Source organism: Streptomyces sp. NPDC002537 (assembly GCF_053594975.1).
In genome coordinates, this window is record NZ_JBSFWT010000009.1 from 69,291 (window position 1) to 86,702 (window position 17,412).

Annotated in this window: 17 protein-coding genes and 1 pseudogene; 14 read left to right on the plus strand and 4 right to left on the minus strand. The window is 71.3% G+C overall.

What is annotated here, in order from left to right:
• Nucleotides 1–3 precede the first annotated feature (3 nt).
• The 4 genes from ACWD4A_RS06740 (at nt 4) to ACWD4A_RS06755 (ending at nt 2,132) form a co-directional block, all read left to right on the plus strand.
• Complete coding sequence (locus ACWD4A_RS06740; RefSeq protein ID WP_451190279.1) at nt 4–261, plus strand: type B 50S ribosomal protein L31; 258 nt, start codon at nt 4–6, stop codon at nt 259–261.
• The gene (locus tag ACWD4A_RS06745; protein ID WP_451190281.1) at nt 258–1,430 is read left to right on the plus strand and encodes a GTP-binding protein; all 1,173 of its coding nucleotides are present in this window, start codon (nt 258–260) and stop codon (nt 1,428–1,430) included. Before ACWD4A_RS06740 ends, ACWD4A_RS06745 begins: the two co-directional genes overlap by 4 nt.
• 67 nt (nt 1,431–1,497) lie before the next feature.
• A complete protein-coding gene (gene rpsR / locus ACWD4A_RS06750) occupies nt 1,498–1,764 on the plus strand; it encodes a 30S ribosomal protein S18 (protein WP_451190283.1) in 267 nt (88 codons plus the stop codon).
• 131 nt (nt 1,765–1,895) lie between these two features.
• Complete coding sequence (locus ACWD4A_RS06755; RefSeq protein WP_451190285.1) at nt 1,896–2,132, plus strand: DUF397 domain-containing protein; 237 nt, start codon at nt 1,896–1,898, stop codon at nt 2,130–2,132.
• An 18-nt stretch (nt 2,133–2,150) separates the two neighbouring features.
• Here ACWD4A_RS06755 and ACWD4A_RS06760 read toward each other — a convergent pair whose 3' ends face one another.
• Complete coding sequence (locus ACWD4A_RS06760; RefSeq protein WP_451190287.1) at nt 2,151–2,645, minus strand: ATP-binding protein; 495 nt, start codon at nt 2,643–2,645, stop codon at nt 2,151–2,153.
• Nucleotides 2,646–2,957: 312 nt separating this feature from the next.
• On the opposite strand from ACWD4A_RS06760, the gene ACWD4A_RS06765 reads away from it, so the two are divergent.
• The 4 genes from ACWD4A_RS06765 (at nt 2,958) to ACWD4A_RS06780 (ending at nt 6,952) form a co-directional block, all read left to right on the plus strand.
• Complete coding sequence (locus ACWD4A_RS06765; RefSeq protein ID WP_451190291.1) at nt 2,958–3,821, plus strand: helix-turn-helix domain-containing protein; 864 nt, start codon at nt 2,958–2,960, stop codon at nt 3,819–3,821.
• Between the two features lie 86 nt (nt 3,822–3,907).
• Nucleotides 3,908–5,365, plus strand: a complete 1,458-nt coding sequence (locus tag ACWD4A_RS06770; protein ID WP_451190293.1) for an aldehyde dehydrogenase family protein — start codon at nt 3,908–3,910, stop codon at nt 5,363–5,365.
• 97 nt (nt 5,366–5,462) lie between these two features.
• Nucleotides 5,463–6,014, plus strand: coding sequence for a DinB family protein (locus ACWD4A_RS06775; protein ID WP_451190294.1), 552 nt, complete (start codon nt 5,463–5,465; stop codon nt 6,012–6,014).
• A 338-nt stretch (nt 6,015–6,352) separates the two neighbouring features.
• Entirely contained in the window at nt 6,353–6,952 is a 600-nt protein-coding gene (locus ACWD4A_RS06780) for a PadR family transcriptional regulator (protein WP_451190296.1), read from the plus strand.
• Between the two features lie 42 nt (nt 6,953–6,994).
• Here ACWD4A_RS06780 and ACWD4A_RS06785 read toward each other — a convergent pair whose 3' ends face one another.
• A complete protein-coding gene (locus ACWD4A_RS06785) occupies nt 6,995–8,410 on the minus strand; it encodes a glutamate decarboxylase (RefSeq protein ID WP_451190298.1) in 1,416 nt (471 codons plus the stop codon).
• A gap of 88 nt (nt 8,411–8,498) precedes the next feature.
• Nucleotides 8,499–8,864: a YbjQ family protein gene (locus tag ACWD4A_RS06790; RefSeq protein ID WP_451190300.1), complete on the minus strand. Its 366-nt coding sequence runs from the start codon at nt 8,862–8,864 to the stop codon at nt 8,499–8,501.
• A gap of 224 nt (nt 8,865–9,088) precedes the next feature.
• Between ACWD4A_RS06790 and ACWD4A_RS06795 the strand changes: the two are divergent.
• Together ACWD4A_RS06795 and ACWD4A_RS06800 are read left to right on the plus strand one after the other, a co-directional pair.
• Nucleotides 9,089–9,781 (plus strand): annotated as a pseudogene (locus tag ACWD4A_RS06795) (DedA family protein); the annotation flags it as partial.
• A gap of 381 nt (nt 9,782–10,162) precedes the next feature.
• Entirely contained in the window at nt 10,163–11,830 is a 1,668-nt protein-coding gene (locus ACWD4A_RS06800; protein ID WP_451190301.1) for a threonine/serine ThrE exporter family protein, read from the plus strand.
• 412 nt (nt 11,831–12,242) lie between these two features.
• Here the strand turns inward: ACWD4A_RS06800 and ACWD4A_RS06805 are convergent, their stop codons facing one another.
• Nucleotides 12,243–12,740, minus strand: coding sequence for an inorganic diphosphatase (locus ACWD4A_RS06805; protein ID WP_045933001.1), 498 nt, complete (start codon nt 12,738–12,740; stop codon nt 12,243–12,245).
• Nucleotides 12,741–12,883: 143 nt separating this feature from the next.
• Between ACWD4A_RS06805 and dacB the strand changes: the two genes are divergently transcribed.
• The 4 genes from dacB (at nt 12,884) to hpt (ending at nt 17,400) form a co-directional block, all read left to right on the plus strand.
• Nucleotides 12,884–14,323, plus strand: coding sequence for a D-alanyl-D-alanine carboxypeptidase/D-alanyl-D-alanine endopeptidase (gene dacB / locus ACWD4A_RS06810; protein ID WP_451190304.1), 1,440 nt, complete (start codon nt 12,884–12,886; stop codon nt 14,321–14,323).
• An 84-nt stretch (nt 14,324–14,407) separates the two neighbouring features.
• The gene (locus ACWD4A_RS06815) at nt 14,408–15,547 is read left to right on the plus strand and encodes a zinc-dependent metalloprotease (protein ID WP_451190306.1); all 1,140 of its coding nucleotides are present in this window, start codon (nt 14,408–14,410) and stop codon (nt 15,545–15,547) included.
• Nucleotides 15,548–15,734: 187 nt separating this feature from the next.
• A complete protein-coding gene (tilS, locus tag ACWD4A_RS06820; protein ID WP_451190307.1) occupies nt 15,735–16,757 on the plus strand; it encodes a tRNA lysidine(34) synthetase TilS in 1,023 nt (340 codons plus the stop codon).
• Nucleotides 16,758–16,860: 103 nt separating this feature from the next.
• The gene (gene hpt, locus ACWD4A_RS06825; protein WP_116215820.1) at nt 16,861–17,400 is read left to right on the plus strand and encodes a hypoxanthine phosphoribosyltransferase; all 540 of its coding nucleotides are present in this window, start codon (nt 16,861–16,863) and stop codon (nt 17,398–17,400) included.
• Nucleotides 17,401–17,412: the final 12 nt, after the last annotated feature.

Genomic DNA, 17,412 nt, shown 5'->3' on the forward strand with positions numbered 1-17,412 from the left:
GCGATGAAGCCCGGAATCCACCCGCCCTACGGCCCCGTCGTGTTCCGCGACCGCGCCGCGAACTACGCCTTCCTTACCCGGTCCACCGCGACCAGCGACAAGACCGTCGAGTGGGAGGACGGCAACACCTATCCCGTGATCGACGTCGAGATCTCCTCGGCGAGCCACCCCTTCTACACCGGCACCGCCCGCGTCCTGGACACGGCGGGCCGCGTCGAGCGCTTCGAGCGCCGCTACGGCAAGCGGGAGGCCGGCCGGTGACCGGGGAGCGGCCGCTGCCCGTGGTGCTCGTCGGTGGACTCCACGCCGACGCGCGCCGGGCCGCGGTCGACCGGCTGTTGAAGACCGTCCCGGGCGGCGTCGCCCTCCATCACGACCTGTCCACGGCAGGCGCGGGCACGGTCCGCCGGAGCGTGCGCGACGCCTCCGGGATCCTCGACGAGGGCGACGCGCCGCTCGTCAACGACTGCGCCTGCTGCGCGCTGCGCGAGGACCTGGTGCCCGAGATCGAACGGCTCGCAGCGAGCGGCCTGTGCGGGCTCGCCGTCGTGGAGCTCTGGGACTCGGTCGAGCCCCAGGCCATGGCGGAGGTCGTCGCCGCGCACGCCGGGCCGGACTTCCGGCTGACCGGGGTGATCACGGCCGTGGACCCCGCCCTGCTGCTGCCCGCGCTCGGCTGCGGCGACGACCTCGTGGACGCCGGGCTGGCCGCGGCCCCGTCCGACCGGCGCACGGTGTCGGACACCTTCGCGCGGCAGCTGGAGTACGCGCCGGTGCTGGCCGTCGTCGAGAACAGCGGGGGAGAGGATGAACCGGCCGCGGACGCCGCCGACTTCGCCCTGCTCGACCAGCTCGTCCCCACGGCGCGGCGGATTCCGGCCGGTTCCGCCGAACTCGCCGCCGCCGCGGTCGCCGGCTTCGACGTGGAGGCCGCGGCGGCCCGGCAGCACGCCGCCTGCGCGCTGCTGCCGCAGACCGCCGACGCGGAGGGCGTCGCCACGCTCGTCTGGCACCGGCACCGGCCCTTCCACCCCGGGCGGCTGTACGCGGCGCTGGAGGAGCTGGCCTGCGCGGCCGTCCGCAGCCGCGGCCGGTTCTGGCTCGCCGACCGGCCGGACACCCTGCTGTCCTGGGACGCGGCGGGCGGCGCGCTGTGCGTCGAGAACGCCGGGCCCTGGCTGGCCGCGCTGCCGGAGGCCGCCTGGGAGATGGTGCCCGCGACCCGCAGGGTGGCCGCCGCCCTGGACTGGCACCCCGAACACGGGGACCGCGCGCAGCACCTCACCTTCACCTCGCCCGGACTCGACGGCGGGACGCTCGCCGAGCTGCTCGACTCCTGTCTCCTGACCGACACCGAATACGCGGCGGGACCGGACACCTGGCGCTGTCTGTCCACCGCATTCGACGAACTCCTCGATCCGGTTTCCTGAACAGCGATCAGCGATCAGCGAACCGCCATCACCGAACCGCGATCACCGACCCGAAAAGGCAAAGGCCGTGCCCCGTCGCCCCGATCACCGCAAGAGCCTCAGGCCCCGTCCCAATCCCCTGGAAACGGCGGGCATCACCTACATCGACTACAAAGACACCGACCTGCTGCGGAAGTTCATTTCGGATCGCGGGAAGATCCGCAGCCGCCGCGTGACCAGGGTCACCGCCCAGCAGCAGCGACAACTCTCCAGAGCGATCAAAAACGCCCGGGAGATGGCACTGCTTCCGTATTCCGGCAACGCTTCCGGCGCCGGTTCCGGCATCGGGAAGTAGCCGAGTCCGCACAGTAAGTGCACGTGCATTCGCTCATGCAGAGGCACATGAACGCAGCTATGATCCGGAGTAGTTGCCATCCCCACCATTCGTGCCGGGGTGCACCACCGCGAATACTCCGGGAGAGTCCTGTGCCTCACGCGTACAACGGCATGGCTGCCACGGACCTCGACGTCGTCTGGCGCAAGAGCCGGCACTCCAACTCGCAAGGTTCCTGCGTGGAGTTCGCCAAGTTGCCGGACGGCGGGATCGCCATGCGTAATTCCCGTCATCCGGACGGTCCGGCGCTCGTCTACACCCCGGCGGAGATCGAGGCCATGCTGCTCGGGATCAAGGACGGCGAATTCGACTATCTGATCGCGGACTGAGCGCCCCCCGTGGTGCGCTCAGTCGCGATCCCGCGGCAGCCTGAACAGCGCCCAGACCACCTTCCCCCGCAGGGCCCCCGCCAGCGGATGCCAGCCCCAGGTGTCGCTGAACGACTCCACCAGGAACAGCCCCCGCCCGCACTCCGCGCCCGCGTCCGCCTCCCGCACGACCGGGCTCTCCTCGCTCGGATCGCGCACCGCGCACACCAGACGCGAAGTCCATCGCATCAGATGCAGCCGTACTGGAGGCTCGTACTCCGTGCCGATGAGCTCGGCCGGCAGCGCGTACCGCATGGAGTTGGTCACCAACTCCGAGACGACCACGGCCACATCGTCGAAGAGCCCCGGGAGGTCCCATTGCTGGAGTGTGCTCCTGGTGAACCGCCGCGCCGCCCTGACCGCCTCGAAGCGGGCGGGAAGTGCGCAGGAGGCGGAGCTGGAGACGGCCGATGGGGCGATCGGTGGCAGCCCTCGCCACAGGGGGGAGAGCACAGTCGATCCTTCGGTACCCATCCGAGGCACTCCTGGCAATCGTGGACGTGACATGCACGTGTGCGTTCCCATGGTTCCCAATGCGGATGGCGGATGCAAGGGCAGATGCACGTGCACGTGGGGGTTTTGGGGGCGCGCGCTCCAGTTCGGGGGTAATTCTTCCTACGCCCTCCTGCGTACGGTGTCCGGACTGCCCCCACCTCCGTAACCGGATGCACACTCAACGGAGCCCGGAGGTGGCAGACTTCGGCGCCGGGGGTAGCGGGGGTCGCCCCGGAAGGGTGCGGGGAGCGGCACAACCGGGTAGGGACCGGAAAAGGAGGAGTCGCGAAGATGGCCACGAGCGAGTCGAGCGGTTCTGTGGTGCGCCGCATACTCCTGGGCTCACAGCTCAGGAGGCTGCGGGAATCGCGGGGGATCACCCGCGAGGCGGCGGGCTACTCGATCCGGGCGTCGGAGTCGAAGATCAGCCGTATGGAGCTGGGCAGGGTGAGCTTCAAGGCACGGGACGTCGAGGACCTCCTCACGCTCTACGGAGTCACGGACGAGCTGGAGCGGGAGGCGTTGCTGGGGCTGGCCCGCGAGGCCAACGTCGCGGGCTGGTGGCACAGTTACGGCGATGTGCTGCCGGGATGGTTCCAGACCTATGTGGGGCTGGAGGGTGCCGCCTCGCACATCAGCATCTACGAGGTGCAGTTCGTGCACGGACTGCTGCAGACCGAGGGGTACGCCCAGGCCGTCGTCGTCCGCGGGCAGCCGACCGCCGACGAGGCCGAGGTCGAGCGCCGCGTCTCGCTGCGCATGGAGCGCCAGAAGCTGCTCTTCTCCGAGCGCGCCCCGCACTTCCACGCCGTGCTGGACGAGGCCGCGCTGCACCGGTCGTACGGCGGCGAGGCCGTCATGCGCGGCCAGCTGGAGCACCTCATCGACATCTCGGAACAAGCCAATGTCACGCTTCAGGTGATGCCCTTCGCGCACGGCGGGCACGCGGGCGAGAGCGGCGCCTTCGCCATGCTGCGCTTCCCCGAGTCCGACCTGTCGGACGTGGTCTACCTGGAGCAGCTCACCAGCGCCCTCTACCTCGACAAGCCCGACGAGGTGGCGCAGTACGGCAAGGTGATGGACCGGCTGCACGAGGACAGCCTCCCGCCTGCGGCGACCCGCGACTTGCTGAGGCGGCTTCTTCAACTCCTCTGACACAACAGTACGATGACGTCCCATCAGGAGTACGCGGTCCGTTTCGGTGGCCCCGGCGCCCCCGATTCTCCAGGCAGGGATGGCAGATGTCCTACTTCGACGAGTTGGCTTTCCAGTACATCGACGGTGAATGGCGGGCGGGCACCGGCTCCTGGGACATCGTCGACTTCAACCCGTACGACGGGGAGAAGCTCGCCTCCATCACGGTGGCGAGCGTCGACGAGATCGACCAGGCGTACCGCGCCGCCGAGCGCGCCCAGCGCGCGTGGGGTGCCACCAACCCGTACACCCGCAGGCTCGTCTTCGAGCGGGCCCTGCGCATCGTCGACGAGCGGGAGTCCGAGATCTCCGCCGCGATCACGGCGGAGTGCGGCGGCACGGCCCTGAAGGCGGCCTTCGAGCTGCACCTGGTGCGGGAGTTCCTGCGCGAGGCGCTGCATCTGGCGCTGCGGGCGGAGGGCCGCATCCTGCCGTCGCCCGACGACACCAAGGAGAACCGGCTCTACCGGCTGCCGGTGGGCGTCGTCGGCGTGATCAGCCCCTTCAACTTCCCCTTCCTGCTGTCGATCAAGTCCGTCGCGCCCGCGCTCGCGCTCGGCAACGCCGTCGTCCTCAAGCCGCACCAGAACACGCCGATATGCGGCGGCGGGCTGGTCGCCAAGGTCTTCGAGGAGGCCGGGCTGCCCGCCGGGGTGCTCAACGTCGTGGTCACCGACATCGCGGAGATCGGCGACGCGCTCATCGAGCACCCGGTGCCCCGCGTGATCTCCTTCACCGGCTCCGACAAGGTCGGCAGACACGTCGCCACCGTCGCCGCGTCGCACTTCAAGCGCACCGTCCTGGAGCTCGGCGGCAACAGCGCCCTGATCGTCCTCGACGACGCCGACCTCGACTACGCCGTCGATGCCGCCGTCTTCAGCCGCTTCATCCACCAGGGGCAGGTCTGCATGGCCGCCAACCGGGTGCTCGTGGACCGGTCCGTGGAACGGGAGTTCACCGAGAAGTTCGTCGCCAAGGTCAGGACCCTCAAGGTCGGCGACCCCGGCGACCCGGCCACCCACATCGGCCCGCTCATCAACGCGGGCCAGGCGGAGGCCGTCAACGCCCTCGTCGACCAGACCGTCGCCGACGGCGCCACCGCGCTCCTGCGGGGCGAGACGGCGGGCACCCTCGTCGCGCCCTCCGTGCTGACGGACCTTCCGGCGGACTCCCCGGTCCTCGGGCAGGAGATCTTCGGCCCGGTCGCCCTGATCATCCCCTTCGAGGGCGAGGAAGAAGCGATCCGGATCGCCAACGCCACCCCGTACGGCCTCAGCGGCGCGGTGCACACCGGCGACATCGAGCGCGGCGTACGCGTCGCCAAGCGCATCGACACCGGCATGATCCACATCAACGACGGGACCGTCAACGACGAGGCGATCGTGCCGTTCGGCGGGGAGAAGCACTCGGGAGTGGGACGGCTCAACGGCGACGCCATGGTCGAGGTCTTCACCACCACCAAGTGGATCTCCATCCAGCACGGGCGCAGCAGATTCCCGTTCTGATCCCGTTCCGACGAGATACAGGGATGTAGGACGGGCGCTGTCCTCATTAGGGCGTACGTTGCATCTGTTGCCGGCGGAACGACGAAAGGCCGACCTGATGCCCACTCACGTCATCGAGAACGACCCCGCGGACGAGCGGGGCACCCTCCTCGCCTTCCTGGACGCCCAGCGGGGCGGCCTGCGCCGGTCGGTGCTCGGGCTCACCGAGGAACAGGCGGCCCTGAAGCCCAGCGCGAGCACGCTGTCGTTGGGCGGGCTGCTCAAGCACGCCATGGGCGCCGAGCGCGGCTGGCTCGTGATGGCCCAGGGGACCGCTCCTGAGCTCTCCCAGGAGGAGGCCATGAAGCGGTTCGAGATGGGCTTCGTCCTCACGGACGACGAGTCCGTCGCGGGCGTCCTCGCCGCCTGGGAGGAACTCGCCGCGGAGACCGAACGCTTCATCCGGGCCCTGCCCACCCTGGAGCAGACCTTCTCCCTGCCGGAGGCGCCCTGGTTCCCCAAGGACAACGCGTCGGTCTCCATGCGGTGGCTTCTGCTGCACCTGATCGAGGAGCTCGCGCGGCATGCGGGGCATGCGGATGTCATCCGCGAGTCTTTGGACGGCAGGACGGCGTTCGAGCTGGTAGCGGAGTCGACGACGGCCGGCTGATGTTCGGCGGGCCGGTCCGTCCGCGCCTGCGGCGGGCTTGTTCCCCAGCCCCGCCCCTTCCCGAACCGGGGGAGACCCCCGGAACCCCCGAAGCGGCTCCGCCGCTTGTCCTCAATCGCCGGACGGGCTGAATTTCGCGGACCGTAGTTCGCACACTGCGGGCCTGCAGGTTCAAGGCCACGGTCCGCAAAAACCAGCCCGTCCGGCGATTGAGGACGCGGCCGCAGGCCGCCTCCGCCGCAGGCGGCAACGGCGGGACAGCCGGGGCCACCGGGGTGCCACCCCGGGCCACCGCCTACGCTGGCGGCAGCAAAGGGTTCCGCGGAACAGGGGAAGCAATGTCGGCGATCAGACTGCTGGTTCTGGGCGCCGTCAGGCGCCACGGTCGCGCCCACGGCTATCAGGTCCGCAGCGACCTCGAATTCTGGGGCGCCCACGAGTGGTCCAACGCCAAGCCCGGGTCGATCTACCACGCGCTCAAGACCATGGCCAAGCAAGGACTGCTGATCGCGCACGACACGGCCCCCAGCGAGGCGGGCGGCCCGCCGCGCACGGAGTACGAGCTGACGGGCGAGGGCGAGCAGGAGTACTTCCGGCTGCTGCGCGAGGCGCTCTCCTCGCACGACCAGAAGGTCGACGTCCTCACCGCGGGCGTCGGCTTCCTCGTCGACCTGCCGCGTGCCGAGGCGATCGCCCTGCTGAAGCGGCGGGTCGAGTCGCTGCGGGCCTGGCGCGAGGAGATCGCCCGCAACTGGACACCGGGGGAGGGCGAGGACTGGGGCCACATCGGTGAGATCCGCGGCATGTGGATCCACACGGCGGAATCCGGCGAGCGCTGGGCCGAGGGCCTCATCTCCCGCCTGCAGGACGGGGCGTACGTCATGGCGGGCGAGGGCGACCCCTGGGCGGACGTCACCACCTCGGACCCGGACGCCTGACCCTGTTCCACGGTTCGGCGTACGGGACTTCCGGCGGAGCGCTCAGTGGTGGAAGGCCGTGGCGACGTCCTCCGGCCGCCCCAACGGGCCGGGCTGCCGTCGCAGTTCGGGCAGCAGTGACCGCAGGTCCTCGACGAAGAGGTCGGCCAGGTCGTGCGAGAACCCGTTGCGGCAGACGACGCGCAGCACCGACAGGTCCTCGCGGTTCGGCGGGAAGGTGTACGCGGGCACCAGCCACCCCCGCTCCCGCAGCCGTCGCGACACGTCGAACACGTCGTAGCGCGTGACCCCTTCGGCCACGGTGAAGGCGAAGACCGGCAGTTCGTCGCCGCGCGTCAGCAGCCGGAAGTCCGCCATGTCCTCGATGTGCCGGGCGAGGCGGCACGCGACGTCCCGCGCGTTCCGCTGCACCGCGCGGAACCCCTCGCGCCCGAGCCTGATGAACGTGTAGTACTGCGCGGCCACTTGGGCGCCGGGCCGGGAGAAGTTCAGGGCGAAGGTCGGCATGTCGCCGCCCAGGTAGTTGACGCGGAAGACGAGCTCCTCGGGCAGCGCGGCCCGGTCCCGCCACAGCGCCCAGCCCACGCCCGGGTAGACCAGCCCGTACTTGTGGCCCGAGGTGTTGATGGACGCGACGCGCGGCAGCCGGAAGTCCCAGACGAGACCCTCGTCCAGGAAGGGCGCGATCATCGCCCCGGACGCGCCGTCCACATGGACCGGGATGTCCAGCCCCGTACGCTCCCGCAGCGCGTCCAGCGCCGCGCACACCTCGGCCACCGGCTCGTACGAACCGTCGAAGGTCGACCCCAGCACGGCCACGACGCCGATCGTGTTCTCGTCGCAGAGCGCGACGGCGGCCTCGGGGTCGAGGTGGAAGCGCTCGCCCTCCATCGGCACCTGGCGGGCCTCGACCTCCCAGAAGTCGCAGAACTTCTCCCAGCAGACCTGCACGTTCGCGCCCATCACCAGATTGGGCCGGACGTCCGCCGAGGGGTAGCGGCCGGCGTTCGCGAGCGCCCAGCGCCGTTTGAAGGCCAGCCCGGCGAGCATGCACGCCTCGCTCGATCCGGTGGTCGAGCAGCCGATGGCGCCGGCGGGATCGGGCGCGTGCCAGAGGTCGGCGAGCATCCGCACGCAGCGCGACTCCAGCTCCGCGGTGCGCGGGTACTCGTCCTTGTCGATCATGTTCTTGTCCTGGCACTCCGCCATGAGCACCCCCGCCTGGGGCTCCATCCAGGTGGTCACGAAGGTCGCCAGGTTCAGCCGGGAGTTCCCGTCCAGCATCAGCTCGTCGTGGACGAACTGGTACGCCGCGTGCGGCGCCATGGGCACGTCGGGCAGCCGGTGCCGCGGTGGCTCGACGGCCATCCCCCCGACGGGGTCGGCCTCACCGTAGAAGGGATTGACGGAGTACCCCCGCTTGGCGCCCCTGCCCCCGCCGCCCTTGTGCAGTGCCATGGCCGCATCCCTTCCACCGTCCGGTCCGCGTGCCGCGCCCGGACGCCGTACGACTGGGGGCGGGGCCGGCCGGGCCCCGCCCCGGGCGTCACGCGCGCGGGGAGATGACGACGGCGGTGCCGTACGCGCAGACCTCCGTGCCCACGTCCGCCGCCTCCGTCACGTCGAAGCGGAACATCAGGACCGCGTTGGCGCCCCGGGCGCGGGCCTGCTCCACGAGGCGGTCCATGGCCTGGTTACGGGTCTCGACCAGGGTCTTGGTCAGCCCCTTGAGCTCGCCGCCGACCAGGGACTTCAGGCTGGCGCCGATCTGGCTGCCGACGTGCCGGGAGCGCACGGTGAGGCCGAAGACCTCGCCGATCACCCGGTCGACCTTGTAGCCGGGCACGTCGTTCGTGGTGACCACCAGCACATCCGCCTGGGACTGCCCGCCGCCGTACTCCTCGATGCCCATCGCATCCACCTCCGTGTGTCGCAGTTTTGCCGTTCAAGGGCCGGGACGCACGCGGGGGCGAGGCGGTTGAGCCCGACCGGGCGTACTCGTCGGACAGGCACACTGGAACCGAGCGTGTCGCGGTCGCGTTGTACTTTTGGGGCCGCACACCACCCCTCCCCGCCTGCGGCCGGGCCTCGCTCGAGCCTGTGCCTTCGACCCAGGAGCCCGTCACCGTGACCCCCATGACCACCCTCGCGCTAGGTCCACAGTGGCTCGACGCGAACTACCTGATCGATCAATTCGGTCTGATCGGCGTGCTGGCCATTGTCTTCGCGGAATCCGGCCTCCTGATCGGCTGCTTCCTCCCCGGCGACGCGCTGCTCTTCACCACGGGCCTGCTCGTCACCACCGACCAGATCAAGACGCCCCTGTGGCTCGTCTGTCTGCTGATCGTGGCCGCCGCGATCATCGGTGACCAGGTCGGCTATCTCTTCGGCCGCAAGGTCGGCCCCACGCTCTTCAGGCGCCCCGACTCCCGCTTCTTCAAGCAGGAGAACGTGGAGAAGGGCCACGAGTTCTTCGAGAAGTACGGGCCGAAGTCCCTGATCCTCGCCCGCTTCGTGCCGATCGTCCGGACGTTCACGCCGATCATCGCCGGTGTGAGCCGGATGAACTACCGCTCCTTCCTGATCTTCAACGTCATCGGCGGCGTGCTGTGGGGCGCCGGTGTGACGCTGCTCGGATCGGCCCTCGGCAAGATCCAGTTCGTCAACAAGAACATCGAGCTGATCCTGATCGCCATCGTGCTGATCTCGGTCGTCCCGGTCGCGATCGAGCTGCTGCGGGCGCGCGCCAAGGCGAAGAAGGAGCCGAAGGCTCCGCAGGCCCCGCAGGCGCCCATGGGCACCGACGCCCCCTACGGCAGCACGCCGCCCCCCTACGGCAGCGCTCCGTCGTCCTCGTACCCGTACGGCAGCACTCCGCAGCAGTACGGCGGCCCGCAGCAGTACGGCAGCGTTCCGCCCCCGCAGGGCTACGGCAGTACTCCGGCCGCACCCGGCAGCGTTCCGCCCCCTCAGGGCAGCGTTCCGCCGCCGCACGGCAACAACCCGCCCGCCCCGCCCGGCCAGCGCGGCCGCCACGCGCGCCGCTGACGCGGCTCACACCGGCGTAAACCCCGTCCCCACTGGGCAGTCGGGTCGTCCATCAGGCATGGTGACCCTAGGCGGTATCCGGCGGAACGCATTCCGCCGGGCCGGGGAGACGGACCTCGGGCGCGGCCGAAGTGGTGGCAGGGGCACACGAGGAGCACGGTGGTGGCCGATCGGCAGCGGAACGCGGACCAGGGCGAGGACCGGAAACCGCAGTCCGACGAGGCGCACAGCGCGTTCACCCCGCCCCTCGGCGTCCCCCTCCCGAGCCCCTCCGAGGAGGACCACCCCACCTCCGAGTTCGCCGTCCCGCAGGGTGTGGCCCCGGAACCCGGGAGCGAACCGGAAGGCTCCGCCTTCACCCTGCCCGCTGGGACCGTCGGTCCCAGCACCACCCAGAGCACCCCTTTCCCCGCCTTCACCCCGCCCCACGGCATACCCAAGGTCAGCCTGACCAAGGAAGTGCCGTGGCAGGACCGGATGCGCACGATGCTGCGCATGCCCGTGGGCGAGCGGCCCGTCCCCGAGCGCGCGGAGAAGGCGGACGAGCCCGGCCCGCCCGTACCGCGCGTACTCGACCTCACCCTGCGCATCGGCGAGCTGCTGCTCGCGGGCGGCGAGGGCGCCGAGGACGTGGAAGCGGCGATGTTCGGCGTCGCCCACGCCTACGGTCTCGGGCGCTGCGAGCCCACGGTCACCTTCACCCTGCTGTCGGTCAGCTACCAGCCGTCCCTGGTCGACGACCCGATCACGGCCAGCCGCACCGTCCGCCGCCGCGGCACCGACTACAACCGGCTCTCCGCCGTCTTCCGGCTCGTCCACGAGATCACCACGCGCGGGCTGACCCTGGAGGAGGCCTACCGCGGCCTCGCCGAGATACGCCGCAACCGCCACCCCTACCCGGGCTGGGCGCTGACGGCCGCCTCCGGGCTGCTCGCCGGCGCGGCGAGCATGCTCATCGGCGGTGGTGTCCTGGTCTTCCTGGTGGCGGCCCTGGGCGCGATGCTGGGCGACCGGCTGGCGTGGCTGGCGGCGGGACGCGGGCTGCCGGAGTTCTACCAGTTCGCCGCCGCCGCGATGCCGCCCGCCGCGATGGGCGTGGCCGTCAGCGCCAGTCACGCGCACGTGCAGGCATCGGCGGTCATCACGGGCGGCCTGTTCGCCCTGATCCCCGGACGGGCGCTCGTGGCGGGTGTCCAGGACGGCCTGACGGGCTTCTACATCACCGCCGCGGCCCGGCTGCTGGAAGTCGGCTACCTCATCGTCGGCATCGTCTGCGGCGTGCTGATCGTCCTCTACGGAGGCGTGCACATCGGCGGCGGGACGCTGAGCCCCGAGGCCGCGCTGGAGCACAAGCAACGGCCGCTCATCCAGATCGTCGCGGCCATGCTGCTGGTCTTCGCCTTCGCGGTGCTCCTCCAGCAGGAGCGCCACACGGTGCTGGCGGTCACCCTCAACGGGGGCGTCGCCTGGGTGATCTACGCGGCGCTCGCCGACACCGCGCGGCTCGACCCGGTGCCCGCCACGGCCATCGCCGCCGGGGTCGTCGGCCTCTTCGGCCAGTTGCTGGCCCGCTATCGGTACGCGTCCGCGCTGCCGTACGTCACGGCGGCGATCGGGCCGCTGCTGCCCGGTAGCGCCACGTACTTCGCCCTCCTGAACTTCGCGAAGAACGAGCTCAACGTCGGCATCTCCAGCCTCACCAGAGCCGCGGCCCTGGCCCTGGCCATCGCCATCGGCGTCAACCTCGGCTCCGAAATGGCCCGCCTCTTCATCCGCATCCCGGGCACGGCGGTCTCGCGCCGCGCGGCGAAGCGGACGAGGGGCTTCTAGGTTTTTCCGTAACCGGGGCTGCGCCCCGGACCCCGCAACACGGCTTCGCCGCGTTGTCCTCAATCGCCGGACGGGCTGATTTCGCGGACCGTGGCAGCGAACCTGCGGCCCGCAGATCCAAGGCCACGGTCCGCACTTTTCCCGCCCGTCCGGGCAACAATCCAGCCCGTCCGGCGTTTGAGGACGCGGCCGCAGGCCGCTCCCGCCGCAGGCGGCAACGCACTCGCAGGCTCAAGACCACAGCCAGTAAAACTAGCCCGTCCGGCGTTTGAGGACGCGGCCGCAGGGCGCCCCCGCCGCAGGCGGCAATGCACCCGCAGGCGGCGAACCGGCAGCGCCGGAAAAGGAAACGCGGCCCCCGGCCGCAAAGAGCGACCAGGAACCGCGCGTCCAACGTGCCGGACCGGCGAGGTCAGTGGTGGGAGCCGCCCGCCGCCTCAAGCCGCTTGTAGGAGGCCTCGATCTCCGCCTCGGCCTCGGCGCGCCCGACCCAGTCCGCACCTTCGACGGACTTGCCCGGCTCCAGGTCCTTGTAGACCTCGAAGAAGTGCTGGATCTCCAGGCGGTCGAACTCCGACACGTGGTGGATGTCGCGCAGGTGCTCGACGCGCGGGTCGTTCGCCGGGACGCAGAGCAGCTTGTCGTCGCCGCCGGCCTCGTCCGTCATGCGGAACATGCCGATGGCGCGGCACTTGATGAGGCAGCCCGGGAAGGTCGGCTCGTCCAGAATGACCAGTGCGTCCAGCGGGTCGCCGTCCTCGCCCAGCGTGTTCTCCACGAAACCGTAGTCGGCCGGGTAGCTGGTCGACGTGAACAGGCGGCGGTCCAGACGGATGCGACCGGTCTCGTGGTCCACCTCGTACTTGTTCCGCGAACCCTTCGGGATCTCGATGGTGACGTCGAACTCCACGGGTGGCTCCTCCAAGATCAACACATTCGTCCTGTGAAGCTGCGTCCTCCGGGACGGGTGACACAGCCGGTGCCATGCTCGCGGCACAGCGCAGTGATTAAGTGTCTCTCACGCAGGTGTGTGGTGGCGAAAGGGGCTGGTCCATGGTGCGTGAGTGGTGGCGGAGCGCCCCGCGCGAACAACGGCGGACCGTGCGGTTCGTCGCGGTGTCCGCCATGGCGGGCCTGGTCGCCGCGGCGGGTGCCGTGGGGGCCTCCGGGCCGTGGGAGTCCGGGCAGCGCAAGGCCGAGCGCGCCCGCGCCGCCACGGGTCCGGTACAGGGCGCCGAGCGCCACACCCGGCCCCTGACGCCCACCGCGCCGCCCGTGCTCACCGCTCTCGACGGGAAGACGGCCGCGCCGCAGCCGACTCCGGACGGCCTCGCCGCCGTGCTCGACCCGCTGCTGAAGGACGCGGCGCTCGGCGCCGACCGCTCGGCGGCCGTGTACGACGCCGCCACCGGGCGGCAGCTCTACGGCGTCGCGCAGGACACCGCGTACACGCCCGCCTCCACGATCAAACCCGCCACCGCCGCGGCCGCGCTCGCCGCGCTCGGGCCCGACCACCGCATCGACACGACCGTCGTCGCCGGGGGCGACGGGATCGTGCTCGTGGGCGGCGGCGACCCCACGCTCTCCGCCCGCCCGGTCAAGGCGGGCCGGCAGGCCTCCGCGAGCCTGAAGGAGCTCGCGGAGGCCACCGCGCGCAAGCTCAAGGAGCGCGGTACGGACCACACCAAGGTCACGTACGACACCTCGCTCTACTCCGGCCCGGCCGCCCACCCGATCGGCCCGAACGACAACATCGCGCCCGTCAGCGCCCTCATGGCCGACGAGGGACGCCTCGACGACTCGGACCACGGGCCCGCCGCCCGCACCGCCGACCCGGCCGCGGACGCCGCCCGGAAATTCGCGGACATGCTGGGCGAACAGGGCGTCAAGGTCGACGGCGACCCGGCCTCCGGCAAGGCCGACGGCAAAGCGGAACGTCTCGCTTCGGTGTCCTCCCCGCCGCTGGGCGCGCTGGTCGAGCGCGCCCTGACCAACAGCGACAACGACATCGCCGAGGCGCTCGCCCGGCAGACCGCCCTCGCCTCGGGGCAGCCCGCGAGCTTCGAGGGCGCGGCGAAGGCGGTCACCGCGCGGCTGGACGCGCTCGGGCTCACCGGCGCGCATGTCGCGGACGGCAGCGGCCTCGACCGGTCCGACCAGGCGTCGGCGGCCTTCCTGGCCCGCCTCCTCGTCCGCGCGGCGGACCCGGCCCACCCGGAACTGCGCCCCGTCCTGACGGGCCTCCCCGTCGCCGGCTTCAGCGGCACCCTGAGCGGCCGCTACGCGGACGACGAGGCGGTGGGCAGGGGCACGGTGCGGGCGAAGACGGGCACGCTGACCGGCGTGAACACCCTCGCCGGAACGGCGGTGGACGCGGACGGCCGCCTCCTGACGTTCGCCTTCATGGCCTCGGGCACCAGCGACGCCGACGCGGCCCAGCGCGCCCTGGACCGCCTGGCCACCACGGTCTCCACCTGCGGCTGCCGTCGCTGACCGGTCCGCCGCGGGCGCGGACGGCCGTCCCGGCAACCGAGTAACCCCTAACCACCGGCCATGCGCAGCACGTACGGTGAAGGAATGACGAGCATCGGTGGTGCGGAGATGGTCGACTGGAAGCTCGCGGTCGCGACCGCGACGCGGCTCGTGCGGCCGGGCCCGGAGATCGGCCGGGACGCGGCCCGCGAGGTGGTCGCGGAGCTGCGGCGGCACGCGAGGACGTCGGAGGAGCATGTCCGGGGCTTCACCCGGATGACTCCTCCCGGAGGGGCCGCGGCCGAGGGGGCGGTGGACACCCCGGTGCTGATCGTGGACCGGGCGGGCTGGATCAAGGCGAACGTCGCCGGTTTCCGCGCGCTGCTCGGGCCGCTGCTGGAGAAGATGCAGGACCGCCGTGCGGGCGTCCCCGGCGGCGCGGTGCTGGGCGCGGTCGGCGGCAAGGTGACCGGCGTGGAGCTGGGCATGCTGCTGTCGTTCCTCGCGTCCAGGGTGCTCGGGCAGTACGAGACGTTCGCGCCCGCCACCCGCGACCTGCCGGGGTCGGCGGGGGGCGGACGGCTGTTGCTGGTGGCGCCGAACATCGTCCACGTCGAACGCGAGCTGGACGTGCATCCGCACGACTTCCGGCTGTGGGTGTGCCTCCACGAGGAGACGCACCGGACGCAGTTCACCGCCGTGCCCTGGCTGCGCGACCACATCGAGGGGGAGATCCAGTCCTTCCTCGGCGAGACGGAGGTCGACCCGGCGACGCTGCTGGAACGGGTGCGCGAGGCGGCGCAGAGCATGGCGGGCGGCAGGCCGCCGCAGGACGAGGCGGACGGCGGCCGCAGCATCGTCGACCTGGTCCAGACGCCCGCCCAGCGGGAGATCCTCGGCCGGCTGACGGCGGTGATGTCGCTGCTGGAGGGCCACGCGGACTATGTGATGGACGGCGTGGGCCCCGCGGTCGTGCCGTCGGTGGCGGAGATCCGGGAGAAGTTCCAGCAGCGGCGCCAGAGCGGCGCCGGACGGCTGGACGCGGCGCTGCGCAAGCTGCTGGGCCTGGACGCCAAACTGCGGCAGTACCGTGATGGCGAGCGGTTCGTACGAGCGGTTGTCGACGAGGTCGGTATGGAGGGTTTCAACCGGGTCTGGACGTCCCCGAACACCCTTCCCACCAAGGCGGAGATCGCCAAACCGGCGGACTGGGTCGCGCGGGTGCACCGGAAGCCGGAATCCTGAAGCGGAAGCTCCACCTCCGGGTAGAACGCTTCCGTAATCACCCGTCCGAGGGACCGTGAGCCAGGGGTGGGCGTGCGATGCTCGGGTAATGGCTCGCTTCTGTCACCATCGACGCACACAGCGTGACTGAGGCTCGAAGCTCGCGCAGCTCCGACCATCTCCATATGGAACGATTGGACACACGGACATGGGTCCACATCCCGCGGTCGCCGCGATACGCCTGGCGGTCCGCCGCGTACTCCACGACGTCCTCACCCCCACCACACCCTCATCCGTTCCCCCCGCCCCCGCCGGTATGCCGCCGCTCGTCCTCGTCGCCTGCTCCGGCGGCGCCGACTCCATGGCGCTGGCCTCCGCCCTGGCCTTCGAGGCCCCCAAGCTCGGCGTCAGGGCCGGCGGGGTCACCGTCGACCACGGCCTGCAGCACGGCTCCGACATCCGCGCCGCCGAGGTGGTCAGCAGGATGACCGCCCTCGGGCTCGACCCCGTCGAGGCCGTCGCGGTGTCGGTCGGCCGCGACGGCGGCCCGGAGGCCGCCGCCCGCGACGCCCGCTACGCCGCCCTGGACGCCGCCGCCGACCGCCACGGAGCCGCGGCGATCCTGCTCGGCCACACCCGGGACGACCAGGCGGAGACCGTGCTGCTGGGGCTCGCCCGCGGCTCGGGCATCCGCTCGCTGTCCGGCATGGCCGTCGCCTCCGGCGCCGGCGGCCGCTACCGCAGGCCGTTCCTCGGGCTGGACCGCCAGACGGCCCGCAAGGCGTGCATGGTCCAGTCGCTCCCCGTCTGGGACGACCCGCACAACGCGGACCCGGCCTACACCCGCTCCCGGGTCCGTCACGAAGCGCTGCCCGTCCTGGAGAAGGCGCTCGGCAAGGGCGTCGTCGAGGCCCTCGCCCGCACGGCCCAGCTCTCCCGGGACGACGCCGACGCCCTCGACGGCTGGGCCGCCGCCGTCGAGCCCTCCGTACGGGACGACAGCGGGGCCCTGGAGGCCGCCAAGCTGTACGCCCTGCCGCCCGCCGTCCGCCGCAGGGTGCTGCGCCGCGCGGCCATCTCGGCGGGCGCTCCGGCCGGTTCGCTCTTCGCCCGGCACATCGAGGAAGTCGACCGGTTGATCACCGGTTGGCGCGGCCAGGGAGCCATCAACCTGCCCGGCCGCGTCGCGGTCCGCAGGCAGGGTGGCAGACTGGTCCTTCGGCAGGGCTGATTCGAACGAGCGCGAACGAGCCCGGCCCGCCTCCTCAACACCGGATGAGGCAGGCAGGTTGAGCCTTCAACAAACGAGAGTGGCGCGGGTGGACGACAAGGACATGGGCACCGACCTCAAGTCGGTGCTCATCACCAAGGAAGAGATCGACGCGAAGCTGGCGGAGCTGGCGGCGAAGATCGACGCGGAGTACGCGGGCAAGGACCTGCTCATCGTCGGCGTCCTCAAGGGCGCCGTGATGGTGATGGCGGACCTGGCGCGTGCGCTGTCCACCCCCGTCACCATGGACTGGATGGCGGTGTCCTCGTACGGCGCGGGCACCCAGTCCTCCGGGGTGGTCCGGATCCTCAAGGACCTGGACACCGACATCAAGGGCAAGGACGTCCTGATCGTCGAGGACATCATCGACTCCGGCCTGACGCTGTCCTGGCTGCTGTCGAACCTCGGCTCGCGGGAGCCGGCCTCCCTCAACGTGGTCACCCTCCTGCGCAAGCCGGAGGCGGCCAAGGTCGCCATCGACGTCAAGTGGGTCGGCTTCGACATCCCGAACGAGTTCGTGGTCGGCTACGGCCTCGACTTCGCGGAGAAGTACCGCAACCTGCCCTTCGTGGGCACGCTCGCGCCGCACGTCTACGGCGGCTAGGGCCACCGGCCC